Raw genomic sequence first — 22,686 nt, forward strand, 5'->3', positions numbered from 1 at the left:
CCCCCCGCTCGAGCGGAGCCGAGAGTGGGGGAGTCGGCGACCGACGACAACGCCGCAGATGTGCGTGCCAGACCCCGCGACACCGGCCTGATCCAGACGACAGGCCCTAGCCGTTCCCGCGGCGCGGTGAGCGCGGGCGCCACCGCCGATGCGTACGGGCGGTGGGTCGCGGGCGGCGCGGGACCGTCACACCAGGTCCTTCGGGAGAACCGGCCCGGCGTCCGCCCCGGACCGCTCGGCGTCCGCCCCGGGCCGCTCCGCACTTCCCGGCTGCCGCCCGCGGTCCATGTCGCGCCATTCCGGCCTGAGCCCGGCCAGGCTCGTGGTGAGGAAGTAGGCGGCGCCGCAGACGAGCAGCACCGGCGCGAGCCCGGTGAAGGTCACCGCCGCACCGGCCGCCAGCCCCCCGAGCGGGATGCCCGCCCACGACAGCGAGTCCCCCAGCGCGTTGACCCGGCCCAGCATCCGGCGCGGGACGCGTTCGAGCATGACGGCGCCCAGCACGGGATTGAGGAAGCCCGCGCCGAAGCCGCTGACGGCGAACACGGCCAGTACCGCGCCCAGCGGGGCGTCGGCGGCGAGGACGAGGAATCTGGGCGCGCCGGCCAGCAGGTACCCGACGAAGAACACGGGCCTGCGGCGCAGCCGGTGTGCGGCCATGGCGGCGATCAGACTGCCGCCGACCGCGGCGGCTCCCGTCACGGTGCCCGTCAGCCCGATCGCGGCGGGACCCTGGCCGGACTCGTCGGCCCATACGGGGGTCAGGACGGTGATGAAGGCGGCGTCCAGCAGGTTGGTGATCCCGACCGTCACGATCACCGTGAGGAGCAGGGGCTCGCCGCGCAGGAAGGTGAAGCCCTCGCCGAACCGACGCCAGTAGCCCGGTGCCGCGGCCCCGTCCCGGGCGGGGGGTTCCTCGGGCGCGTGTCCCATGCCCCGGGGCAGCGCCAGGGCGACGATCACGGAGCCGAGGGCGAAGCAGCCCGCGTTGACGACCAGGCCGGTGAGCGGGCCGAGCAGCGCCACCAGGGCGCCGCCGGCCGCCGGGCCGAGGGTGGACGCGAGCCGTTCCGTGACGCCGGACAGCCCGGTGGCCCGCTCCAGCGGCACCGCCCCGTGCTCGGCCGCCTCGGGGACCATGACCTCCTTCGCGAGGTCGCCGGGGCCGCGCATCCCCCCGATCAGCGCCACGAGGGCCAGCAGGAGCGGGAAGGTGAGCAGGCCGAGGGTGTGCAGGAGGGGAACGGCTGCGGCGGCCGTGGCGCTGGCCAGGTCGGTGGTCCAGGAGACCCGTCGCGGGCCGGTCCGGTCGATCAGGGGTCCGGTGAGCGCCTTGACCACCACGTAGGGCGTCAGTTCGCAGAACGCGACCAGTCCGGTCTGCGTGGCGCTGCCGGTCGTGACGAGCACGAACCAGGGCAGCGCCACGGCGGAGACCCGCGTACCCGTCAGCGACACCGCCATGGCGGCCAGGACACCGGCCAGAGGGCGGAGCGACCGGGTGCCGGCCTCGCCGGCTCCGCGGGGTATGCCCGCCGTCACGACGTCTCCGTTCCCGGCTCCCCACGGGGAGCGGAAGGGGCGTCCGGCGCGGGGGGCGCGTCGAGTTCGGGCAGGATCTGGGTGATCAGGGCGACCCGTGCGGCGCCCTCGGGGGCGTCCGCCGCCGCCTGCGGGGTGTCCTGCCGGTAGCGGTCCACGACCGCCCGCAGCTCGTGGCGCAGGGCGACGGATTCCTCGGGGGTGAGCCGCAGCGCCCAGTCGCTCATGTCGAAGGTGCCCCGCCACGCCTCGGGCATCGTCTGCAGCTCGTTGAGCGCCTGCTGGAGGCGCAGGCCGTAGGTGGCGGCGACGGACTGCAGGAACGCGAGGACGGCCTCGGGTTCCCGGTCGATGAGGTCCCGGTCGTTGATCTCGGTCGTCCGGTGCACCGAACGCCACCAGCGCTCGCGCGCGTTGCCTCGTCCGGTGTCCTCCTCCACGAAGCCGGCCGCGCCGAGCTGGCGCAGGTGGTAGCTGGCCGTCCCGGAGTTCACGCCCAGCCGCTCCGCGAGGCGGGTGGCCGTCGACGGCCCGTACTTGCGCAGCAGCCCGACCAGCTGCACGCGTACCGGATGGGCCATGGCGCGCAGGCCCCTGGCGTCCAGGACGACCGAGTCCGCCTCGGTCCGGGACCGGTCCGGCCCCCCGCTCGTGTCAGTCATACCGGCACCATAAACCGCAAAGACTTCTTCGCAAAGAGTTCTTCGCAAAGAAGTCTTCGGAGTTCGGGTCCGAGGACTTCGGCGGTCCGGCTCCTCAGCCCGGGAAGCGTCCGCTGCTGCGCAGTTGCCAGCGCCGCTCCGCATAGGCCAGGTCGTCGCGCCACAGCCGGCCGGCGGCGACCCGCATCAGCGGCCGGAGCAGCGGCGCGGCACCCCGGGCCACGGCGAAGCCGCGCCGGTCGGAGGCGGCCACGATCGCCTCGGTGACGAGGGTGCGCGGGCGCCCCAGCTCGTCCGGGCCTCGGGGGGTCGCGTGCGTTTCGACCACCGAGCCCACGCCCTCCCCGTCGGTGATGTGCATGACCACCGTGCGCGGTTCCGGCGCCGTGAACACCGCGCGCACCGGCACCACGACCCGGCCGGCGAGCTTGAAGGAGACGTCCACCGTGAACCCGTCGTCCTCGTCGTCAGGACCGGCGGGGCTGTGCACCACGGTGAGGTCCACGAAGGAGTACGGGTGGAACCAGGCGCCGTGCCAGGGGTCGAGGCGATTGGCCACCACGTCCTCCGGCTCGCATCCGCCGACCGCGCTGTACACGGCCTCGACAGCTCCAGGCAGCGACGGGCGCACCGGCACCACGGGGGCCGGCAGGGGGTCCTCGCCGCCCACCCCGTCCAGGCGGACCCAGACCAGCACGCCGTCGTCGTGCACGGGCAGCGGTTCCCAGCCCGCGACCGGGCCGCCGTGCAGGGCGAGCCCGTGCCAGTGGCAGACGAGGGTGCCGCAGCGGACGGGGCTGCCGGCCAGCGGAGCCCCCAGGTGCGGGCACACCCCCGGTCCGGCCACGAGCCGTCCGCCCGCGTCCCGCCAGACGACGACCTCCTGTCCGGCCACCGTGCACGCCAGCGGGCGGGAGGGGCCGACGTCGCGGGTGGCGCCGACGACGTACCAGTTCCCCGACGGCCGGGCCGACGCCCGCTTCAGGGCGCCGGCGATGACGCCGGGCCGTGCCTCGCGCCAGGTGGGCAGTTGCTTCTCCCACGCCACGGGGCCGCGGCGCAGCCGCAGCGGCAGACGGGGGGTACGACGGTCGCGGCCGCTCACGCCGCCTCCTTGCGCCGGGACGGCCGCACGCGGCCGTCGGAGGAGGCGCAGTGGTCCGGCTGCCGTGCCGTGCGGTCGCCCCGGGCCCGCGCCCGCGCCGCGGCCAGGCGCACGAGACCGTCCAGCGCGACGGCGGCCCGCCTGCGCCGGGGCACCACCGCACGCCGGTGCAGCACGGCGTACCCCTCGTCGGCGACGGTGTCGAGGATCGCCCCGTAGAGGACGAAAGCGGTACGGATGCAGGGCCGCGAGACCGGGTCGAGCATCGCGAGGCCGGGGGCCGCGTCGCGGTAGACGCCGCGGGTCAGGTCCTCGGCGGCGCGCAGCGCCTCGGTGATACGGGGATCACGGCGGCCGGTGTCCCGGCTCCACCGCAGCAGGGCCCGGTCCACGCCGTGGGCGCCGAGCAGATCGGCGGGCAGGTACACCCGGCCGCGGTCCAGGTCCTCCCCCACGTCGCGGAGGAAGTTGGTGAGCTGGAAGGCGACGCCGAGCGCCGCCGCGTGCGGGGCCGCCTCCTCGCGGGGTACGACCGTGCCGAGCACCGGCAGCATCTGGAGCCCGATGACGGCCGCCGAGCCGTGCATGTACCCGTACAGGTCGTCGTAGGTGGCGTAGCCCGTGACGTGCAGGTCGCTGCGCATGGACGCCATGAAGTCGACGAAGTGCCGGTGGTCGATGTGGTAGCGCGCGGCGGTGTCGGCGAGGGCCGCGACGACCGGCTCGTCGACCGGTCCCTCCCGGCGCAGCCCGAGGTCCAGCCGGGCCTCCAGCCGGGTGAGCGCCGCCGTGCGGTCGTGGACGGTGAGACGGTCGTCCAGGGTGTCGACGATGTCGTCGGCCCACCGCGCGAACCCGTACAGCGCGTGCACGGCGGGCCGCCGCGCGACGGGCAGGAGCCGGGTGGCGAGGAAGTAGGTGCGTCCGTGCCGGGCGTTGAGCGTGCGGCAGTGGGCGTAGGCGGCGCGCAGTCCGGGGTCGTGGATCCCGGCGGCGTCGAGTTCGCGGTCGGTCATGGGCGGGCGCCCTCCACGGTCGTAGGGCGGGCGGGGCGGGTGACGCGGCGCGGGCGGGGCCCGGTGATCCGGGCCGCGGCGAGCTTGCCGGAGACGAGGACGGTCGGCACGCCGACGCCCGGGGTGGTGCCGCAGCCCGCCAGCACCGCGTTCTCGGTGCCGCTGACGAGGTTCCGCGGACGGAAGGGGCCGGTCTGCGCGAACGTGTGCGCGGCGGAGAACGGCGTGCCCGCGGCATGCCCCTGGGTGTGCCAGTCGGCGGGGGTGACCAGGCACTCCTCCTCGATGGACGAGGCGATCCCGTCGAGCCCGCGGCGTTCCAGGACGTCCAGGAGGCTGTCGCGGTACCGGGGGGCGAGGTCGCCCCACTCGGCGGCGCCGGGCCCGATGTCCGTGTTGGGGCAGGGCGCGAGGATGTAGTGCAGGTGCCGGCCCTCGGGCGCGAGCGAGGGGTCGGTGGCGGTGGGGCGGGTGATCAGCAGGGACGGATCGGTCATCAGGCTCCCGGTCCTGGTCAGTTCGTCGAACGTGCCCTTCCACGCCCGGCCGAAGGACAGCGTGTGGTGCCCGAGGCCCGGCCAGGTCCGGTCGGTGCCCGCGTGCAGGACGACGGCGGACGGCGCGTGCCGCAGGCCCAGCGGCCGGCGGGGACGGCGGCCCAGCAGGCGGTAGGTCACCGGCAGGTCAGGCGTGAGCACCACCGCGTCGCACGCGATGCGGCCCTGCGAGGTGAGGACCGCCGTGACCCGGGAGCCGGAGCGTTCGAGCCCCGTCACGTCGTGCCCGTAGCGCAGTTCGGCACCGGCGTCCGCGGCCGAGTCGGCCATGGCCTGCGGCAGGGCGTGCATGCCGCCGCGCGGGAAGTACACCCCGGCGACGGTGTCCATGTACGCGATGACGGCGTACGCGGCGAGCGCCCGCTCGGGCGGCACGCCGACGTACAGGGCCTGGAACGAGAAGATCCGGCGCAGCCGCTCGTCGCTCAGGAACCGTCCGATACGGGCGTCCAGGCGGCCGAACCCGCCGAGCGCGGCGAGCCTGGCGAGGTCGGGGGTGAGCAGGTTCAGCGGCGAGTCGAAGTTCGCGTCGATGAAACGGCGCATCTGGACGGCGTAGAGCTCCTCCAGCCACCGGCGCAGCCGCCGGTATCCGGCGGCCTCACCCACCCCGGCGAAACGTTCGATCTCGGCCTCCATGGCCTCCGCCCGGGTGTGGACGTCGAGAGCGCTGCCGTCGGCGAAGCGGGCCCGGTAGGCGGGGTGCAGGGGGATCAGGTCGACGCGGTCGCGGAGACTGTCGCCGACCGCGGCGAACGCCTCGTCGGCGATGTCCGGCATGGTCAGCACGGTGGGGCCGGTGTCGATGCGGTACCCGGCGCGGTCGACGCGGCCGGCCCGGCCGCCGGGCAGGGTGCCGCGTTCCACGACGGTCACCCGGCGTCCCGCGCCCAGCAGGTGCAGGGCCGCCGACAGGCCGGCCAGACCCGCGCCGACCACCACCACGTGGTCGGTGCGGCCGGGGACGGTCCTGGTCATCGTGTTCCTCCTGCGGCTCCGGCGCCGGTCAGGCACGCCGTCGGGTCTTCGTCGCCGTTCGGCTGTGGTTCCGCCGGGTCGTCCCGGCCGGGTGTCGTCACGCCGGCCGCCGTGCGCATGAGGGCGTGCAGCCGGCCGCGTACGGAGGGCAGCAGCCCGGCGGCGGCGAGGTGCTGGGCGCTGCGGGCCGCGAGCCGCTCGATCCGGTTCTCGACGGCGGTCCTGGCTCCGGTGGCCGTCAGGACGTGCCGCACCTCGGCGAGTTGTCCCTCCGTCAGGCCGCCGTCGCCCAGGCACCGGTCGAGGACCTCGACGGCCGTCCGGTCGCCGGCCTGCGTGGCCCGGGCCCGCGCCACGGCGACGAGGTAGGTGCGCTTGCCCTCGCGGATGTCGTCGCCGGACGGCTTGCCCGTGCCCCGCGGGTCGCCGAAGACGCCCAGCAGGTCGTCCCGGAGCTGGAAGGCGACCCCGGCGCAGCGTCCCGCCGCGCACAGGGCGTCGGTCGTGGCGGCGTCCGCTCCGGCCAGGGCGGCGCCGAGGGCCAGCGGCCGTTCCACCGAGTAGCGGGCGCTCTTGAGGCAGGCGGCGCGGACGGCCCGGGCCATGGAGCCGGAGGCGGTGGCCTGGTCCAGCAGGTCCAGGTACTGGCCCGCGACCATCTCGGTGCGCATCGCCCGCCAGACGCGCCGCACGGCCGGCGGTGTCCCGGGGTCCGCGACCAGGTCGGCGACGACGTCGTCCGCCCAGGCCAGGGCCAGGTCCCCGGCGAGGATCGCGCCCGCCTCGCCCAGCGCGCCGGCCCGCCGGCCGACCGGTCCGGCGTACTGCGCGGCGAGGTCGACGTGCAGGGCCGGGCGGCCCCTGCGCAGCGCGGAGGCGTCCATGACGTCGTCGTGGACGAGCGCGCAGGTCTGGATGAGTTCGAGCGCCGCGCCGATCCGCAGCGCGGTCTCGGCCTCGGCCGGGTGGTGGCCCCCGCCGCAGCCGCGCAGCGCCCACCACAGGAACTGGGGGCGCATGCGCTTGCCGCCTTGCCGGGTGAAGCGTGCGACGCGTTCGGCCACGTCGGCGCCGAAGGCGAGGTCCAGCGCGGACGCCTGGGTGACGCGTTCCCTCAGGACGGTGTCCAGGACGCGTCCGACGGCACCGGGCACGTCGGCGTCCACCGTGTCCGGGTGCCAGGGCACGGCCGTCGCGGTGTCCGTGTCCGGACCGCCGCGCGGGCCCGAAGAGGCGTGCGCCTCCCGGGTGTTGTGCGGTGGCACGGGTGCCGGGCCGATCGCGGGGTGCTCCCCGGCCCTCGTACGACGCATCCCGGTTCCTCTCGTCGTGGCGGACGCGGGTTTGCCGGAAGTGATTCGGCCGGGGTGGGCGTGTCGGATGCGATGGCGTCCTCTTTTTCCCGGCCGCCGGGTCGTCCGGGGGCGCCGGAGCCGATCCGGCTCGTGCCGGCCGCGAGCGGTGAAGCTACTGCGGGCGGGGGCCGGGAGCGCGGCGACACACGAGCCCGGCCGCGAATCGGACGCTGTCCGGGTGAGCCCCCAGACCCACCTGGCGGCGTCCCGGCCCCCGGCCCCGCCGTCCGACACGGCACCGGAGCACCGGGCGACCGGCCCCAGGTCCGGCCTCTGGATCGCCCGCGCCCGTATCTCCCGGTCGGCCGGGGGCGAACCGAGACTGCCGCCACCGACGCCTCGGTCGCGGCGCGCCGATGGAGGGCCAGCCACCACGTCCAACCCTGGCGCCGCCGACCCCCGTTCCCGCCTCCTGGCCGGACGACGAACCGGGGCCGCCGCCCCGCACACCTCGGCGTGGCGACGCACCGAGGGACGGACGGTCACCACGCCAGGCCTCCGGGCCCGCCGGTCCCGCGTCCCGGCCCGGGGTCGAACGGGGGCCGCCGCCCCCTACGCCTCGGCATGGCGATCCACCGACGGACGTACGGTCACCACGCCAGGCCCCGGGCCCGCCGTTCCCCGGTCCCGCGTCCCGGCCCGGGCGCGAACGGGGGCCGCCACCCCCTACGCCTCGACGTGGCGATCCACCGACGGACGTACGGCCGCCGTATCCGGCCCTGGGATCGCCCCCTGGCACCTCACGCTCCGACACGGGGCGAACGGGGGCCGCCGCTCCCGACGCCTCGACGTGGCGATCTGCCGATTGACGGGCGGTCACCACGTCCAGCCCCGCAGCCGCTTACTTCCTGTTCCCGCCTCCCGGCTGGACGACGAACCAGGGCCGCTGCCCCGACCCCTCGGCAGCCGATGCCCGCTGGGCCTCCCCTACGGGTGGTCGCCACGTCCGGCCTAGGGGGCCGCCAGTCCCCCGACCTCGCGTCCCGGGCCCGGGGGGGCGAACCGGCTCCGCCGCCCCGGCGCCGATGGGCACACGGGCCGTCGCCACATCCCGCCCCGGGATCGCCGGTCCCCCGTATCGCGCGCCCCGCCCGAGGGCGAATCGGCGCCGGCGCCCCGGACGGCTCAGCGGGGTGATGCGCCGATGGGCCTACCCCGGCGGAGGATTCGGTGCGGCGTGCATCCGTGCGGGTGCCGGACGCGGAATGCTTCGGCGGGCGCATACCCGTGCCCGCCGCCCCCTGCCGTATCCGAGGAGTGGAACCTGTGCTCGACGCGGACGTCGCCATCATCGGCGCGGGAGCCGCGGGCCTGTCCCTGGCGCACCGGCTCTCGTCCGGTGCCGCGGGCCGCCCCACCCCCTCCGTCGTCCTGCTCACGGCCCCGCCGGGACCGCTGCGGCCACCGCGCCGCACCTGGTGCTACTGGGAGGCGGGCGCGGGTGCCTACGACCGTGCGCTGACCGCTTCCTGGCAGCGCCTCAGGGTCCGGGGCCGCGAGGGCTCCTGGACCGACAGCCGGATCGCCCCGCTGCGCTACAAGATGCTGTGCTCGGACGACTTCGAGGAGCTCGTCCACCACGACCTCGCCGCCCGCGGGTCGGTGCGCGGGATCGAGGCCGTCGTCGACAGCGTCGAGGGGCTGCCCGGCGGCGGCGCGCAGGTGCGGGCGTCCACCCCGGCCGGCGTACCGCTCGGGGTGCGCGCCCGCTGGGTGTTCGACTCCCGGCCGCTGGGGGCGCTGCCCGCGGCCCGGACCACTCTGCTCCAGCACTTCCACGGCTGGTTCGTGCGCACCGACCGTCCGGTCTTCGACCGCGACGTGGTGGACCTGATGGACTTCCGCACCCCGCAGCCGGACCGGGGCCTGTCGTTCGGGTACGTGCTGCCCACCGGACGGCACACCGCGCTGGTCGAGTACACCGAGTTCTCCGCCGCGCCGCTGACCGCGTCCGGGTACGAGGCCGCCCTGCGCCACTACACCGGGGAGGTGCTCGGTCTGGGCGCGTTCGAGGTGACCGCGCGGGAGACGGGCGTGATCCCCATGACCGACGGCTCGTTCGCCCGGCAGACCGGACAGGCGGTCTTCCGGATCGGTGCCGCCGGGGGCGCGACCCGGCCGTCGACGGGGTACACCTTCGCGGCGGTGCAGCGTCAGACCCGCGCGATCGCGGCCGCGTTGCGGTCCGGCCGGCGGCCCGCTCCCCCGCCGGCGCACTCGGCCCGGTCCCGCGCGATGGACGCCGTGCTGCTGCGCGCGCTGGCCACGGGCCGGGTCGACGGCGCGGACTTCTTCTCGCGCCTGTTCGCGAGCGTGCCCGCCGAGCGTCTGCTGCGCTTCCTCGACGGCCGCACCCGGCTCCACGAGGACCTCGCCGTCGGTCTGCGCACCCCCGTCCTGCCGATGCTGCGCACCGCGGCCGAACTGCCGTGGCTGCCCCGGCGTCCGCCCGCCGACACCTGACGCCCGCCGAACCGGCCGCCCCCTTTCATACACCGAGGAGACTCCATGCCCCTGCTGCGCGACGCGGAGCTGGCCACGGCGTTCGACCACGCCTCCCGCACCTACGACCGCCTGGTCGCCTTCAACCCCGGCTACCACGCCCACCTGCGCCGCTCCGTGCGCCGCCTCGGACTGCCGGACCGCGGGGCGGGCCGGCGGGTGCTGGACCTCGGCTGCGGCACGGGGGCGTCCACCGCGGCGCTCGCCGCCGTGCTGCCCGAGGCGGAGATCGTGGCGGTCGACGCGTCGGCGGGCATGCTGGAACGGGCGGCGGCCAAGAGCTGGCCGCCGCGGGTGACGTTCCGTCACACCTCCGCGGAGCGCCTGGCCGAGGAGGGCGTCGAAGGGCCCTTCGACGCGGTCCTGGCGGCGTACCTCTTCCGCAACGTGGCCGACCCCGACCGGATCCTCGCGGCCGTGCACGAGCTGCTCGCCCCGGGCGGCAGGCTCGCGGTGCACGAGTACACGCTCAGCGGGCGGCCGGCCCACCGCACCGTGTGGAACGCCGTGTGCCGTGGCGTCGTCCTGCCCGCCGGCACCGCCGCCGGTGACAGCCGCCTCTACCGCCATCTGTGGCGCAGCGTCGTGGAGTTCGACACCGCTCAGGCCTTCGGCGACCGGGTGCGGCGCGCGGGTTTCGGGCAGGTCCGCGTGCTGCCGGTGCCGGGCTGGCAGACCGGCATCGTGCACACCGTGGTCGGCCGGCGCCAGGACACCCCGAACGGCGGTGCGGTGTGAACGGGCGTTCCGGGGGCGGCGCGCCGCGGCGGGGGCGGGACCGGCGCGCCCGCGTCATCCTCCCGCGACCGGGACGGGCGCGGGTGAGCGGCCACGCGCCCTCCACGGCCGTGGTCGGCGGCGGTATCGCCGGGCTCGCCGCCGCGACCGCCCTCGCCGAACGCGGGGTGCGGGTGACGCTCTACGAACGTGACCGGACCCTCGGCGGTCGCCTCGCCGGCTGGCCCGTCGAACTCGCCGACGGCAGCCCGGCGACGATGAGCCGCGGCTTCCACGCGTTCTTCCGCCAGTACTACAACCTGCGGGGCCTGCTGCGCCGGGCCGATCCCGGGCTCGGCATGCTCACCGCCCTGCCGGACTACCCCCTGCGGCACAGCAGCGGCCTGGCGGACAGCTTCCGGCACGTGCCGCGCACACCACCCTGGAGCGCGCTCGGTTTCGTGGCCCTCAGCCCGACGTTCGGCGCGCGGGACCTGCTGCGGATGAACCCGTCGGCGGCCCTGCCGCTGCTGGACGTGCGCGTCCCGGACGTCTACGAGCGGCTGGACGGCGTCAGCGCGCACGAGTTCCTCGCCTCGATCCGCTTCCCCGAGGCGGCGCACCATCTGGCCTTCGAGGTCTTCTCGCGGAGCTTCTTCGCCGATCCGCGGACGCTGTCGGCGGCGGAGATGGTGCTGATGTTCCACATCTACTTCCTCGGGTCCTCCGAGGGGCTGCTGTTCGACGTCCCGAGCGAGCCCTTCCCGGCCGCGCTGTGGGATCCGCTGGCCCGCAGGCTCGCCGCGCTCGGCGCGCGGGTGCGCACGGCGACGCCCGTCGAGTGCGTCGAGCCCCGCACGCACGGCGGGTACCGGGTCGCGACCCCCGACGGCGAGGGCGAGCACGACACGGTCGTGCTCGCCCTGGACACCGAGGGGCTGCGCACGGTCGTGGCCGGTTCGCCCGAGCTGGGCGACGCCCGGTGGCGCGAGCGGGTGGCGGGGCTGCGCACCGCTCCCCCGTTCCTCGTCTCGCGGCTGTGGCTGGACCGCCCGGTGGCCCCGGACCGTCCCGGGTTCCTCGGGACGAGCGGTTTCGGCTCGCTGGACAACGTCAGCGTGCTCTCCGGCTGGGAGGGCGAGGCCGCCCGCTGGGCCGCCCGCACCGGCGGCTCCGTCGTGGAACTGCACGCCTACGCGCTGCCGGAGGGCTGCGTGCGGGACGTGGAGGAGAAGCGGCTCGTCGAGCAGCTGTACCGCGTGTATCCGGAGACGCGTGACGCGAACGTCGTCGACGCACGGCACGAGTGGCGCGCCGACTGCCCGCTCTTCCCGGTCGGCGGATACGGCGAGCGGCCGACCGTACGGACCCCGGACCCGGGCCTGACGGTGGCCGGCGACCTGGTGCGCACCGATCTGCCGGTCGCCCTCATGGAACGCGCCGCGACCTCCGGGTTCCTGGCCGCGAACGCCCTGCTGGAAGGCTGGGGTGTGCGCGGCCAGACCCTGTGGACCGTGCCCGACCGCGGGCGCTCCGCCGTGCTGCGTGCGCTGGCGGGCCGGACGCGCGGGTGAGCGCTCCGGTCAGCCGACGTCCCAGAGGAAGCGATGCGTGTGGATCCCGAAGTACGGGAAGGACTGGACCCGCGCGACTCCTTCGATGGGCCGTACGACGTCGTTGACGAAGTCGAGCAGGTCCCTCGGGCCCGGGCACACCACCTCGGCGAACAGGTCGAACCCGCCCGAGGTGAGCACCGAGTAGACGACCTCGGCGCGCCGGGCCAGTTCGTCGGCGACGGCGCGGGGGTCCCCGTCGACGGCGATGCCGAGCAGCGCCATGGACTGTCCGCCCATGCCCATCGGGTCCGTCACGCCGACCACCTGGACGGCCTTGGCGTCGAGCAGGCGCTGCAGCCGCTGCCGGGCGGCCGACGCGGACAGTCCGACCTTCGGGCCCAGGTCCGCGTACGCTATACGGCCGTCGGTCTGCAGTTCGCGCAGGATGGCCCGGTCGATCTCGTCCACGCTCTTCCTTCCGGCTCGGGGGCCCAAGGTTAACGGCGCGGCTCAGCCCGCCAGTTCACCGAGGGCGGCGGCGAAGACCTCGGTGTGCGTGTCGACGTCCCGCTCCGTGGTGTCCGGGCACATCAGCGCCATGTTGTGGAAGGGGGTCAGCAGGATGCCCCGGTTGGCCAGGTAGAGGTGGAGGAAGTCCTCCAGCTCGGGGTCCGCTGCCGCCGCGGACTCCGTCCCGGTGCGCGGCGCCGGGTCGGCGAAGCGGTATTCGGTGCGCGCGCCGAGCCGGCTCACCGACCACGGCAGGGCCCGCGCCTCGATGCCGGCCCGCACCCCGTCCTCGAACCGCTCGGACAGCTTCGCCATGTGGGCGAAGGCGTCGTCGGTGAGCACGTGCTCCAGCGTCGCCCGGGCCGCCGCGACCGACAGGGCGCTGCCTGCGAGGGTGCCGCCGACTCCGCCCATGTCGACCAGGTCGAGGTCGTCCCGGCCGAGCAGCCGGTCGGCGAGCTCGGCCGACAGTCCGTACGCGCCGACCGGGACGCCGCCGCCGATCGCCTTGCCGATGGTGAGCAGGTCCGGCTCCAGGTCCCAGGCGGCGGTGCAGCCGCCGGGTCCGGCCGAGAAGGTGTGGGTCTCGTCGTTGACGAGGAGGGTGCCGTACTGCCGGGTCAGGGCGCGGACGCCCGCCAGGTAGCCGTCCTGGGGCAGCACGATGCCGATGTTGGTGAGCGCCGGTTCCATCAGTACGGCGGCGACGTCGCCGTGGGCGAGTTCGCGTTCCAGCTGGTCGAGGTCGTTGAACTCGGCGACGCGGCTGGTCAGGGTGACGTCGCAGGGCGCGCCGACGTTGCCGGGCCGTGCGGTGCCGTGTCCGTCGGGGCCGACGACGATGAGCGACTCGTCGACGCTGCCGTGGTAGCTGTAGCTGTTCACCAGGATCTTGGGGCGGCCGGTGACCGCGCGGGCCAGGCGGATCGCCCAGCGGTTGGCGTCGGTCGCGGTCAGCGAGAAGCTCCAGCGGGCGAGCCCGAAGCGGCGGGTCAGTTCGGCGCCCACCCACTCGGCGTCCTCCGTCGGCAGCATCGCGGTGGCGCCGCCCAGCTCGGCGAACCGCCGCTGGACGGCGTGGGCCACCGGGGCGGGCGAGTGTCCGGCCATCGCGCCGGTGTCCCCGAGGCAGAAGTCGATGTACTCGTGGCCGTCGATGTCGGTGACCCGGGCGCCCCGGGCGGTGTCGAGGTAGCGGGGGAAGGCGCCGGCGGTCTTGTTCATCCAGGTCATCGGCACCCGGCCGAAGAGGTGCTCGGCGCGTTCGTAGGCGGCCCTGGACCGCGGGTTGCGGCGCTCGGCCTCCGCGCTCTCGCGGGCCAGCAGGTGCTGGAGACGGACGCGATCCATGGAGTACCCCAGTTCGGACGGTGACCGGTCACCAGGGAGCGTACGATCGAAAAGCGCGCTTGAGCAAGGGACGGCAATCGATTCGTTTGCCGGTACAGCGGATTCCGTAGCGGTGTGGAGGTCTGTTCGGCGGCCGAGGTGCCATGCCCTGCCGCGTCCGGCTTGCTTTCGGGCCCGGTCACGGGCGGTGCAGCGGTTGCCCGGCCGGGTGGGCTGTGCCGTAATCGGAAGAGTCCGCGGCACGGATCTTGGCGGTGTCGGGGCCGCGCCGGAAGGAGCGGCTGGAATGCACGGGTACGCAGCGGGACCGGGGGACGGGACCGCCGCGGCCCCGGGCGGTCTGCTCGACCTGCTCCAGGTCGCGGCCGTGGTCCTGGACGGCGAAGGACACGTCGTGCTGTGGAGCCCCGAGGCGGAGCAACTGCTCGGCTATCTCGCGGACGAGGCCCTGGACCGGCGGGCCGACAAGCTGCTCGTGTCGCCCGAGAACCGGCAGCGGGCCCGCGACCTGTTCGCACAGGTGCGGTCGGGTGCCGGATGGGCGGGCGTCTTCCCGCTCCGGCACCGGGACGGCACCGAGGTGCCGGTGGAGTTCCGCACCATGCGGCTGCGCGACCGGCAGGGGGCGACGCACCTGCTGGGCCTGGCGGCGGACGCCACCACCGTGCGGCGCGTGGAGCGGGACCTGGCCCTGTCGCACAGCCTGGTCCGGCAGACCCCGGTGGGCATCGCCGTCTTCGACACCGACCTGCGGTGGGTGAGCGTCAATCCCGCCCTGGAGCGGATGAACGGAGTGCCGGAGGAGCAGGTCCTCGGCCGGCGCATCCGGGAGGTGCTGCCCGAGCTCGAGGTCGAGGTCATCGAGTCGCGGATGCGGCACGTGCTGGTCACCGGCAAGCCGCTGCTGGACCAGATGACCATCGGCCGGACCCCGGGACACCCGGAGGAACGAGCCTTCTCGGAGTCGTACCACCGCATCGAGGACACGCACGGCCGCGTCCTCGGGCTGGCCGTGGCCATCATCGACGTCACCGAGCGGCAGAACGCGGCGACCGAGGTGTCCGAGGCCCGTGAGCGCCTGTCGGTGATCGCGGACGCGGGCGCGCGCATCGGCACCACGCTGGACCTGCAGCAGACCGCCCGGGAGCTCGCCGACGTGGCGGTGCCGCAGCTGGCCGACCTGGCCGCCGTCGACGTGCTGGAGACGGTGGTCACGTACGGCACCACCACGGCCGTCGTAGGGGACGCCCACGCCGAGTTCAGAGCGCTGGCGGTCGCGGCGGGCTACCTCACCGACGCCATCCACGCGGCGGACCCGGTGGGCGAACTGGCCACCTACAGCTCGTCCCGGATCATCACGCAGTGCGTCCGCGAGGGCCGCCCGGTACTGGTGGAACAGGTGGGCCAGGCGATGATGCGGCGCATCGCCCGGGACGCGCACGCCGCCCAGGTGCTGCACAAGGCGGGTGTGCACTCCTACCTGGCCGTCCCCCTGGTGGCCCGGGGCGAGGTCCTCGGCACGCTGAGCCTGTACCGGTCCGTCAACCCGCGCCCCTTCGACGAGCAGGACCGCATCCTCGCCCTCGAACTCGCCACCCGCGCCGCGATCTGCGTCGACAACGCGCGGCTGTACGGGCGCGAGCGGGCGGCGGCCCTGACGCTCCAGCGGAGTCTGCTGCCGCCCGCACCGGCCGAGCACGCGGGGCTCGACATCGCCGCCCGCTACCTCCCGGCGCTGAGCGAGGTCGGCGGCGACTGGTACGACGTGTTCTCCCTGGGCCCCGGCCGGACCGGGATCGTGGTGGGCGACGTGATGGGCAAGGGCGTCCAGTCCGCCGCGGTGATGGGCCAGTTGAGCACGGCGACCCGCGCGCTCGCCCGGCTCGACCTGCCGCCCGCCGAACTGCTGCGCCACCTCGACGACATCACCGGCTCGCTCGGCGACACGATCGCCACCTGCGTCTACGCCGTGTGCGATCTGGGCCGTGGCAGCTGCGAACTCTCCAGCGCGGGCCATCTGCCGCCCGTCCTCATCCGGCCCGACGGCAGCGCCACGCTGCTGGAGATCCCCGGCGGCGTACCGCTCGGCGTCGGGGGCGTGGACTTCGGCACCGTGGAACTGGAGATGGCGCCGGGCTCGCTGCTCGCCCTCTACACGGACGGGCTGGTCGAGAACCGCTACGACCCCATCGACACCGGCCTGGAGACCCTGACCCGGCTGCTCCAGGGCCCGCAGCGGCCCCTGGAGCAGACCAGCGACATGCTGCTCTCCGCCCTGCGCCCCGAACCCGACGACGACGTCGCCCTGCTCCTGGTCCGCAGGCAGGCCTGAGCGGGCGCGCACGCTAGGGCCGCGGGCGCCGACCGGGTGCCCGCGACCCCGGGTTCCGGTCAGGCGGTCAGGCGGCCGGGGTGATCCTGATCCCGAGGGTCCCGTCCTTGCCGCGGCGCAGCCGGCTGCCGAACAGGGTGAGGCGGCCCACCACTCCGTACTTGCGGGCGATGAGCTGCCGGATACGGGCGGTCCCGGCGTCGTCCAGGATCTCGGCCCTGGCGGGGAGCTGGGCGCCGGTCGGGTGGCCGCGCATGTCGCAGGGGCCGGCCAGGACGTCCGGACGGTTGCGGATGCGCTTCACCTTCCCGGTGTCCGCCGCGGTCCAGATGCCCAGCGCGTCCCCGTCGCGGACCACCCACACCGGGGTCGAGACTCCCGTGCCGTTCTTGCGGTAGCTGGTGACGAGCAGGTACTTGCCTGAGGCGAGCGCGTCCAGCGGGGAATCATCCATACCGGAATTCTAGGCCCTGTCCGCCCGATCTTCCCGGGCTCGGGACGCCCCCGGCCCCGGCCCCGGGACACTCGCCGCCGCCGCTTCGCTCAGGACAACTGGCCGTCGTAGTCCGGCAGTTTGAACGTCCGCTCGGCGTGGCCGCCCACCAGGTCGGACGTGTTGTTGCCGACGTTCGCGATGATCGTGTAGCCCTGAGCCTCGATGGCCGCCCGTCGGCCCGTCTTGTAGGCGCTGACCTCGTCGAACAGGTCCGGCAGGCTGCGCACGTGGAGTCCGTCCACGGGGTAGCCGACGGCCTTGAGGTTCCACTTCGTCTCGGCGGCGATGATGCCCGGCCGGGCGGTGACGAAGAAGACGGCGGCGCCGCGCTCGTGGGCGTAACGGGCGAGCGCCAGCGAGGCCTTGAGCGCCGGGGTGGGCAGCTCGTACCACGGGTGGAAGTCCGTCTCCAGCGCGGTGTTGTCGATGTCGAAGACGACCGCGAGCCTCTGTCCCTGGGCCTGCTCGGTGCGCTGCCGCACGTAGGGCAGCGCCTGGTCGATCACGACCTGGACGTCTTGCTGCCAGGTGCCGTAGTCGATGCCGGCCGCCTGCGCCGGCGCCGCGCTCACGGCCGCCGTGGACGGTGCCGCCGTGGCGGCCCCCGTCCCGCCGAGCCCCAAGACCACGGCCATCGAGACCGTGCCGGCCCAGCGCCCCACCCCGCGTGCTCTCATTCCCGTCCCCTTCGTCGTCCCGGGCGGCGAGGATAGACCTCCGACGCCGCTTCAGCCATGGTCACGACAAGAAGTGGAGAGCAGGCGACGCGGAAGTTACCGATTGGTAGCGACTTGCCCGCACCGAGGCCCCGACCCGCGCGCCTCCGTCGGCGGGCGTGGCCGGCACACCTCCGGACGGCTGCCGGTCCCGCCGGGGACGACGCCCGCGCGGGCCGTGCGGCACACCTTCGGACGCATGAGACAACTCGGCCGTCTAGATTGCCTGTTGACACCTCACTCCCACACGACCAGGAGCCGGACGTGCCCGAGAACCAGGCAGCCGCGGAACACCCCTCCGAGCCGGTGCGCAGCCGCATCGTCACCACCCAGCCGCACACCGCCCGGATCTGGAACTACTGGCTCGGCGGCAAGGACAACTACGAGGTGGACCGCGCCGCCGGCGACCAGATCCGCCAACTCCACCCCGGCATAGGCGACTACGCCCAGGCCGACCGGCTGTTCCTCGGGCGGGCGGTACGGCACCTGGTCGCCGACCGCGGGATCAAGCAGTTCCTGGACATCGGCACCGGCCTGCCCACCGCCGACAACACCCACGAGGTCGCCCAGCGCCTCGCCCCGGACGCGCGGATCGTGTACGTCGACAACGACCCGCTCGTCCTCGCGCACGCCCGCGCGCTGCTGACGAGCACGCCGGAAGGCAGCACGGACTACCTCGACGAGGATCTGCGCAACGTCGACGCGATCCTCGAACACGCCTCCAAGACCCTCGACTTGAGCAAGCCCGTGGGGCTGATGCTGCTCGGCGTGGTCATCTTCGTCAACGACGACGAGGAGGCGTACGGCCTGGTGCGCCGCCTCCTCGACGCCCTCCCCTCCGGCAGCCACCTCGTCCTCTCGCACACCGTGACCAGCCCGTCGATGCCGGACGTGGACGCGGCCGTGGCCTTCTGGAACGAGCACGGCACGCCGAAGCTGAAGCAGCGCACCCCGGAGGCGGTCGCCCGCTTCTTCGACGGGCTGGAACTGCTCGAACCCGGCGTGGTCTCCTGCTCGCGCTGGCGCCCGGAGACGACGTCCGGCGAGGAGCCGGACGAGGTGGCGATGTTCGGCGGGGTCGGACGCAAGCTCTGAGCCGGCCGGTCCCGGGACACGTCGGCGCGGGACGGTGAACACCGCGGCGGGGACGCACGTATGGGAGGAGGGCGTTCGACCGGCGCCCCGGCGGTGGTGACACCGCGCGGTTCGGCTTCGGGAGCCCTGGATGAGGCACGCACGACGACGGATCGTCCGACGGGGGGCGCGATTCGCGGCCGTCGGCGGACTGCTCTGCGGTGGGCTGATGGTGACGCACGCCGTGGCGAGCGAGCCGTCCGACACCTCGCGTGCCCCGGGATCTTCCGCAGCCTCGGCCGCCGACCCCGGTTCCGGACTGGTCGCCCGGCTCGGCGCGACCCGTACCGCGGGCAGTTGGATCGCGTCCGACGGGCGCACGGTCGTAGCCGTCACGGACGCGGAGGCGGCGGCCGAGGTGAAGCGCGCCGGGGCCCGGCCCAAGATGGTCAGCCACAGTCTGCGGGACCTCAAGTCGGCCACCGAGAGCCTGACTTCGGCGCCCCGGGTGCCCGGCACCGCCTGGGCCGTGGACTACGCGCACAACGAGGTGGTGGTCCGCGGCGACAGCACCGTCTCCACCGCCGACTGGTCCCGCATGACGAAGCTGGCCGACGGCATCGGGGACCGGGTCCGCATGGAGCGGACGCGGGGCACGTTCACCACGCGGCTGAACGGCGCCCAGCCGATCTTCTCCAACGGCGGCCGGTGCTCGGCGGGGTTCAACGTGACCGACGGACGGAGCGAGTTCATCCTGACCGCCGGGCACTGCGGTCCGGCGGGCTCCGTCTGGTTCGCCGACACCACCGCCACCCGGCAGGTCGGCCGGACGGTCTCGCGGTCGTTCCCCGGCGGTGACTTCTCGCTGGTGCAGTACACGGACGCCCGCACGGACGCGGGCAGCAACGTCGTCGCCATCGGCGGGGACCGCGGGGTGCGGATCACCGCGGCCGCCGATCCGGCGGTCGGCCAGCGGGTGTTCCGCAGCGGCAGCACCAGCGGGCTGCACGACGGCGAGGTCACCGCGCTCAACGCGACGGTCAACTACCCGGAGGGCACCGTCACCGGTCTCATCGAGACCACCGTGTGCGCCGAGCCGGGCGACAGCGGCGGCCCGCTCTTCTCGGAGGGGATCGCCCTGGGCGTGACGTCCGGCGGCAACGGGGACTGCGACGCGGGCGGTACGACGTTCTTCCAGCCGGTGACCAAGGCGCTCACCGCGCTCGGCGTGCGACTCGCGGGGAAGCCCGCGGCACCCGCCGCTCCGACCGGTCAGGCCTCGCCCGCACCCGCCGCCACGCAGGGCGCGGCCGTGGCGCCCGGGTCCGCGGCACCCGGCGCCGTCGAGCCGGTGGGCACGCCCGGCACCTCGCAGACGCTTGTGTCACGGCTCACGGACCCGAGGAACATCGGTCCCGGGCTGCTGGTCATCGCGGGGAGCATCATCGCGCTGGTCGCCACCCGGTACATCCGTACCGAGCAGGAGCGCAGCCGCTACCGGAGGCGCTACGCGCAGAGTTGGGGTTGATCTCCGCCGGGCGGCCGGGCCGGATCACCGGCGACGGCGGCCGCCCCGGAGGCGGAGGGTGGTGGATCGGTCGGTGGGAGACGCGCTCACGCCACCTGCGTGGAGCGCGGGGCGGCCGCTGCCCACTCCAGGACGAGCCGCTGGTACTCCCGCCGCTCGTCCATGGTCAGCGTCCCGCCCGTCCGGAACCACAGAGCCCGGATCTCCTCGTTGACCTCGGCGGCAGAGCGCGCCGAAGTGGATTCAGGAGTAGTGGACATGGTGTGAAGCATACGGCTCCGGGCGTGAAGGCGATGTGAGCAAAGGCGCATCTTCGGGCATATCGGACCGTGAAGCTGATCACTCCTGTTCATGTGTGAGCGAACGGGCGGGAGCCCGCCGCTCACACGACGAGGGATCAGGTACCGGGCTTCCGGCCGTACACGAACACGTCGTCCCCGGTCTTCAGCAGCGACCAGTACTTCTTCGCGGTGGTCGTGGTCATGTTCACGCAGCCGTGCGAGCCCGGCGGGTTCCACATGCTCACGCCCACCGAGTGGAAGGCCTGACCGCCGTCGAAGAACTGGCTGTAGGGCATCGGCACGTTGTAGATGCTCGACACGTGGTCGATGTGCCGCCAGTAGATCTTCTTCAGGCCGGTGCGGGTCTCGTACCCGTCACGACCCGTACGCACCGGCACCGGGCCGTAGACGAGCGTGCTGCCGTCCTGGATCCAGCTCAGCTGGAGCGTGAGGTTCACGCAGGCGATACGGCCCTTGTTCACCGGGCACGCCCCGCTCCTGTTGGGGTTGCTCCCGACGGCCTTCTGCTTGTTCATGAGATCCATCACGCCCCAGGTGACGGATCCCGCGTAGCCGATGTTCGGGCTGATGCCGTGCTTGGTCTGGAAGGCCTGCGTCGCCTGACAGTCGGCGCTGGACTGCCTGCCGTCCACCGGGCGTCCGAGGAACTTCTCGACCTGCTTCTGGTACGGCCCGGTCTGCGTCGTACAGCTCGCGGCGCTCGCCGGAGCGGCGCCGATCGCGAGCGAGAGCGGCGCGATCAGTCCGGCGACGCCGAGTGCGACGGCTCCCCGTCTGCGGATGTCCCCCATGGCAGGCCCTTCCCCTTCATACGGTCTTGCGGTCTCTTGCACTCTTGGACAGGCGATCGGGGGAATCGGTTGTAGGCATCCCGCACCCTGCGACGGAACGGTGACATTACGCCCCGCCCCCGGCCGGAGCAAAGGGGGCCACCTGTCCCGGATTGGCCCCGGAACCCGCCGGGCAGGACTGCCTAGGCTGCGGTCATGCATCCCGTACTGGCGCAGGACCTGGCCCGGTTCCCCGCACTGCTGCAGTCCGCCCGCGATGTCGCCGCCCGGGAGATCGGCGGCCTCGCCGACCGACCGGCCGCCCAGCCCGGGAAGGCGCCGGACGCCGAGCGCCTCCCGGCCGGGGGTGCCGGAGCCGACGGCGCGCTGGCCCGCTTCACCGAGCGGTGGGCGCCCGGCTTCTCCGGCTCCGCGGGGCCGCGCTACCTCGGCTTCGTCACCGGGGGCGCGACCCCGGCGAGCCTCGCCGGGGACTGGCTGACCGGGACGTACGACCAGAACGTGTCCGGCGCCGCCGGCTCCTCCGCGGCCGCCCTGGAGCACGAGACGCTCGGCTGGCTGCGCGAGCTGTTCGGGCTGGGCGAGGAGCACAGCGGGGCCTTCGTGACCGGCGCCACCGTGTCCAACACGGTCGGTCTGGCCGTCGCCCGCGAATGGCTCGGCGAGCGGCTCGGGGTCTGCGTGTCCCGCGAGGGGGCGGCGGCGCTCGGCCCCGTCGACGTGCTGTCGGGCAGCCCGCACTCCAGCATCGCCAAGGCCCTGTCCGTCCTCGGCATCGGCCGCGACCGGCTGCGCACGGTCCCGGTGCTCGCCGGGAACCGCGAGGCCGTCGACGTCGGACGGCTGGCCGAGGCGCTCGACGCCCTCGACGGCCGGCCCGCCGTGGTGGTGGCCAACGCCGGGACGGTCAACACGGTCGACTTCGACGACCTGCGGGCCGTCGCCGCCCTCCGCGAGCGCTACGACTTCTGGCTGCACGTGGACGCGGCGTTCGGCGCCTTCGCCGCGCTGTCCCCCGAGCACGCGCACCTCACCGACGGACTCGACGCGGCCGACTCGGTCTGCGTGGACCTGCACAAGTGGCTGAACGTGCCCTACGAGGCCGCCGTCCAGTTCACCCGCCGCCAGGACCTCCAGGTCAAGGTCTTCCACAACGCCTCGCCCTACCTGGGACTTCCGGCCGAGGACCCCGACTTCCTGCATCTGACACCGGAGAACTCGCGGCGCCTGCGCGCGCTGCCGGCCTGGTTCTCGCTCATGGCCTACGGGCGGGACGGGCACCGCGAGATCGTCGAGCGCAACATCGCGCTGGCCCGGCGCCTCGGTGAACGCGTCGAGGGAGTACCGGAGTTGCGGCTGCTCGCACCCGTCCGGCTCAACGTCGTCTGCTTCACCCTCGCCGGGGGTCCGACGCGGGAGGGGGTGCACGCCCTGGCCCGCGAGGTCGCCGCGTCGGGCGAGACGTTCCTGACGCCGACGGTGTACGGCGAGACGCACGCGCTGCGCGCCGCGTTCAGCAACTGGCGTACGTCCGAGGCCGACACGGACCGGGTGCTGGACGCCCTGGTGCGGGCCGCGCAGTCCCTCGCGCCGTGAG

General features: G+C 74.4%; 19 protein-coding genes. 7 read left to right on the forward strand and 12 right to left on the reverse strand.

Going from position 1 to position 22,686, the window contains the following annotated elements; translation table 11 throughout:
* Nucleotides 1-186: 186 nt before the first annotated feature.
* The 6 genes from ACZ4VA_RS38150 to ACZ4VA_RS38175 form a co-directional block, all read right to left on the reverse strand.
* The gene (locus ACZ4VA_RS38150) at nucleotides 187-1,542 is read right to left on the reverse strand and encodes an MFS transporter (protein WP_389392625.1); all 1,356 of its coding nucleotides are present in this window, start codon (nucleotides 1,540-1,542) and stop codon (nucleotides 187-189) included.
* Nucleotides 1,539-2,204: an ArsR/SmtB family transcription factor gene (locus tag ACZ4VA_RS38155; RefSeq protein ID WP_355787123.1), complete on the reverse strand. Its 666-nt coding sequence runs from the start codon at nucleotides 2,202-2,204 to the stop codon at nucleotides 1,539-1,541. Before ACZ4VA_RS38155 ends, ACZ4VA_RS38150 begins: the two co-directional genes overlap by 4 nt.
* A gap of 94 nt (nucleotides 2,205-2,298) precedes the next feature.
* On the reverse strand, nucleotides 2,299-3,309 hold the full coding sequence (locus ACZ4VA_RS38160) for a DUF5914 domain-containing protein (protein ID WP_356175772.1): 1,011 nt from the start codon (nucleotides 3,307-3,309) through the stop codon (nucleotides 2,299-2,301).
* On the reverse strand, nucleotides 3,306-4,325 hold the full coding sequence (locus tag ACZ4VA_RS38165) for a phytoene/squalene synthase family protein (protein ID WP_356175769.1): 1,020 nt from the start codon (nucleotides 4,323-4,325) through the stop codon (nucleotides 3,306-3,308). The genes ACZ4VA_RS38160 and ACZ4VA_RS38165 overlap by 4 nt, the downstream gene beginning before the upstream one ends.
* Nucleotides 4,322-5,860, reverse strand: coding sequence for a phytoene desaturase (locus tag ACZ4VA_RS38170; protein ID WP_356175767.1), 1,539 nt, complete (start codon nucleotides 5,858-5,860; stop codon nucleotides 4,322-4,324). Before ACZ4VA_RS38170 ends, ACZ4VA_RS38165 begins: the two co-directional genes overlap by 4 nt.
* Nucleotides 5,857-7,173, reverse strand: a complete 1,317-nt coding sequence (locus ACZ4VA_RS38175; protein WP_356239662.1) for a polyprenyl synthetase family protein — start codon at nucleotides 7,171-7,173, stop codon at nucleotides 5,857-5,859. The genes ACZ4VA_RS38170 and ACZ4VA_RS38175 overlap by 4 nt, the downstream gene beginning before the upstream one ends.
* A 1,308-nt stretch (nucleotides 7,174-8,481) precedes the next feature.
* Here ACZ4VA_RS38175 and ACZ4VA_RS38180 point away from each other — a divergent pair.
* The 3 genes from ACZ4VA_RS38180 to ACZ4VA_RS38190 are packed head-to-tail and all read left to right on the forward strand — an operon-like array spanning nucleotide 8,482 to nucleotide 12,008.
* Complete coding sequence (locus ACZ4VA_RS38180) at nucleotides 8,482-9,678, forward strand: lycopene cyclase family protein (protein WP_389392623.1); 1,197 nt, start codon at nucleotides 8,482-8,484, stop codon at nucleotides 9,676-9,678.
* A gap of 45 nt (nucleotides 9,679-9,723) precedes the next feature.
* The gene (locus ACZ4VA_RS38185) at nucleotides 9,724-10,455 is read left to right on the forward strand and encodes a class I SAM-dependent methyltransferase (protein ID WP_389392622.1); all 732 of its coding nucleotides are present in this window, start codon (nucleotides 9,724-9,726) and stop codon (nucleotides 10,453-10,455) included.
* 56 nt (nucleotides 10,456-10,511) lie between these two features.
* On the forward strand, nucleotides 10,512-12,008 hold the full coding sequence (locus ACZ4VA_RS38190; protein ID WP_452924017.1) for an FAD-dependent oxidoreductase: 1,497 nt from the start codon (nucleotides 10,512-10,514) through the stop codon (nucleotides 12,006-12,008).
* A gap of 9 nt (nucleotides 12,009-12,017) precedes the next feature.
* Here the strand turns inward: ACZ4VA_RS38190 and ACZ4VA_RS38195 are convergent, their stop codons facing one another.
* Nucleotides 12,018-12,458, reverse strand: coding sequence for an Lrp/AsnC family transcriptional regulator (locus tag ACZ4VA_RS38195; protein WP_355792559.1), 441 nt, complete (start codon nucleotides 12,456-12,458; stop codon nucleotides 12,018-12,020).
* A 42-nt stretch (nucleotides 12,459-12,500) separates the two neighbouring features.
* On the reverse strand, nucleotides 12,501-13,850 hold the full coding sequence (locus ACZ4VA_RS38200) for a transaminase (protein ID WP_468084559.1): 1,350 nt from the start codon (nucleotides 13,848-13,850) through the stop codon (nucleotides 12,501-12,503).
* Between the two features lie 286 nt (nucleotides 13,851-14,136).
* On the opposite strand from ACZ4VA_RS38200, the gene ACZ4VA_RS38205 reads away from it, so the two are divergent.
* On the forward strand, nucleotides 14,137-16,182 hold the full coding sequence (locus tag ACZ4VA_RS38205) for a SpoIIE family protein phosphatase (RefSeq protein WP_356175751.1): 2,046 nt from the start codon (nucleotides 14,137-14,139) through the stop codon (nucleotides 16,180-16,182).
* 67 nt (nucleotides 16,183-16,249) lie between these two features.
* On the opposite strand, the gene ACZ4VA_RS38210 is transcribed toward ACZ4VA_RS38205, so the two are convergent.
* Both ACZ4VA_RS38210 and ACZ4VA_RS38215 read right to left on the reverse strand, forming a co-directional pair.
* Nucleotides 16,250-16,636, reverse strand: coding sequence for a PPOX class F420-dependent oxidoreductase (locus ACZ4VA_RS38210; RefSeq protein ID WP_355795532.1), 387 nt, complete (start codon nucleotides 16,634-16,636; stop codon nucleotides 16,250-16,252).
* 89 nt (nucleotides 16,637-16,725) lie between these two features.
* Complete coding sequence (locus ACZ4VA_RS38215; protein WP_356175748.1) at nucleotides 16,726-17,355, reverse strand: HAD family acid phosphatase; 630 nt, start codon at nucleotides 17,353-17,355, stop codon at nucleotides 16,726-16,728.
* A gap of 303 nt (nucleotides 17,356-17,658) precedes the next feature.
* On the opposite strand from ACZ4VA_RS38215, the gene ACZ4VA_RS38220 reads away from it, so the two are divergent.
* Nucleotides 17,659-18,489: an SAM-dependent methyltransferase gene (locus ACZ4VA_RS38220; protein ID WP_355794037.1), complete on the forward strand. Its 831-nt coding sequence runs from the start codon at nucleotides 17,659-17,661 to the stop codon at nucleotides 18,487-18,489.
* 130 nt (nucleotides 18,490-18,619) lie between these two features.
* Nucleotides 18,620-19,996, forward strand: coding sequence for a S1 family peptidase (locus ACZ4VA_RS38225; RefSeq protein ID WP_356175745.1), 1,377 nt, complete (start codon nucleotides 18,620-18,622; stop codon nucleotides 19,994-19,996).
* A gap of 86 nt (nucleotides 19,997-20,082) precedes the next feature.
* Here ACZ4VA_RS38225 and ACZ4VA_RS38230 read toward each other — a convergent pair whose 3' ends face one another.
* On the reverse strand, nucleotides 20,083-20,268 hold the full coding sequence (locus ACZ4VA_RS38230; RefSeq protein ID WP_355795109.1) for a hypothetical protein: 186 nt from the start codon (nucleotides 20,266-20,268) through the stop codon (nucleotides 20,083-20,085).
* A 125-nt stretch (nucleotides 20,269-20,393) separates the two neighbouring features.
* Nucleotides 20,394-21,089, reverse strand: a complete 696-nt coding sequence (locus ACZ4VA_RS38235) for a L,D-transpeptidase (RefSeq protein WP_355795107.1) — start codon at nucleotides 21,087-21,089, stop codon at nucleotides 20,394-20,396.
* A 195-nt stretch (nucleotides 21,090-21,284) separates the two neighbouring features.
* Here ACZ4VA_RS38235 and ACZ4VA_RS38240 point away from each other — a divergent pair, with 195 nt between their 5' ends.
* The gene (locus ACZ4VA_RS38240) at nucleotides 21,285-22,685 is read left to right on the forward strand and encodes a pyridoxal phosphate-dependent decarboxylase family protein (protein ID WP_356175739.1); all 1,401 of its coding nucleotides are present in this window, start codon (nucleotides 21,285-21,287) and stop codon (nucleotides 22,683-22,685) included.
* Nucleotide 22,686: the final 1 nt, after the last annotated feature.

The organism is Streptomyces sp. NPDC028308 (assembly GCF_055565855.1).

Excerpts from the sequence above, each read along its gene's own strand:
- ACZ4VA_RS38155 (WP_355787123.1), bottom strand. The coding sequence starts at position 2,204 with ATGACTGACACGAGCGGGGGGCCGGACCGGTCCCGGACCGAGGCGGAC.
- ACZ4VA_RS38165 (WP_356175769.1), bottom strand. The coding sequence starts at position 4,325 with ATGACCGACCGCGAACTCGACGCCGCCGGGATCCACGACCCCGGACTG.
- ACZ4VA_RS38170 (WP_356175767.1), bottom strand. The coding sequence starts at position 5,860 with ATGACCAGGACCGTCCCCGGCCGCACCGACCACGTGGTGGTGGTCGGC.
- ACZ4VA_RS38175 (WP_356239662.1), bottom strand. The coding sequence starts at position 7,173 with ATGCGTCGTACGAGGGCCGGGGAGCACCCCGCGATCGGCCCGGCACCC.
- ACZ4VA_RS38185 (WP_389392622.1), top strand. The coding sequence starts at position 9,724 with ATGCCCCTGCTGCGCGACGCGGAGCTGGCCACGGCGTTCGACCACGCC.
- ACZ4VA_RS38200 (WP_468084559.1), bottom strand. The coding sequence starts at position 13,850 with ATGGATCGCGTCCGTCTCCAGCACCTGCTGGCCCGCGAGAGCGCGGAG.
- ACZ4VA_RS38205 (WP_356175751.1), top strand. The coding sequence starts at position 14,137 with ATGCACGGGTACGCAGCGGGACCGGGGGACGGGACCGCCGCGGCCCCG.
- ACZ4VA_RS38210 (WP_355795532.1), bottom strand. The coding sequence starts at position 16,636 with ATGGATGATTCCCCGCTGGACGCGCTCGCCTCAGGCAAGTACCTGCTC.
- ACZ4VA_RS38215 (WP_356175748.1), bottom strand. The coding sequence starts at position 17,355 with ATGAGAGCACGCGGGGTGGGGCGCTGGGCCGGCACGGTCTCGATGGCC.
- ACZ4VA_RS38225 (WP_356175745.1), top strand. The coding sequence starts at position 18,620 with ATGAGGCACGCACGACGACGGATCGTCCGACGGGGGGCGCGATTCGCG.
- ACZ4VA_RS38230 (WP_355795109.1), bottom strand. The coding sequence starts at position 20,268 with ATGCTTCACACCATGTCCACTACTCCTGAATCCACTTCGGCGCGCTCT.
- ACZ4VA_RS38235 (WP_355795107.1), bottom strand. The coding sequence starts at position 21,089 with ATGGGGGACATCCGCAGACGGGGAGCCGTCGCACTCGGCGTCGCCGGA.
- ACZ4VA_RS38240 (WP_356175739.1), top strand. The coding sequence starts at position 21,285 with ATGCATCCCGTACTGGCGCAGGACCTGGCCCGGTTCCCCGCACTGCTG.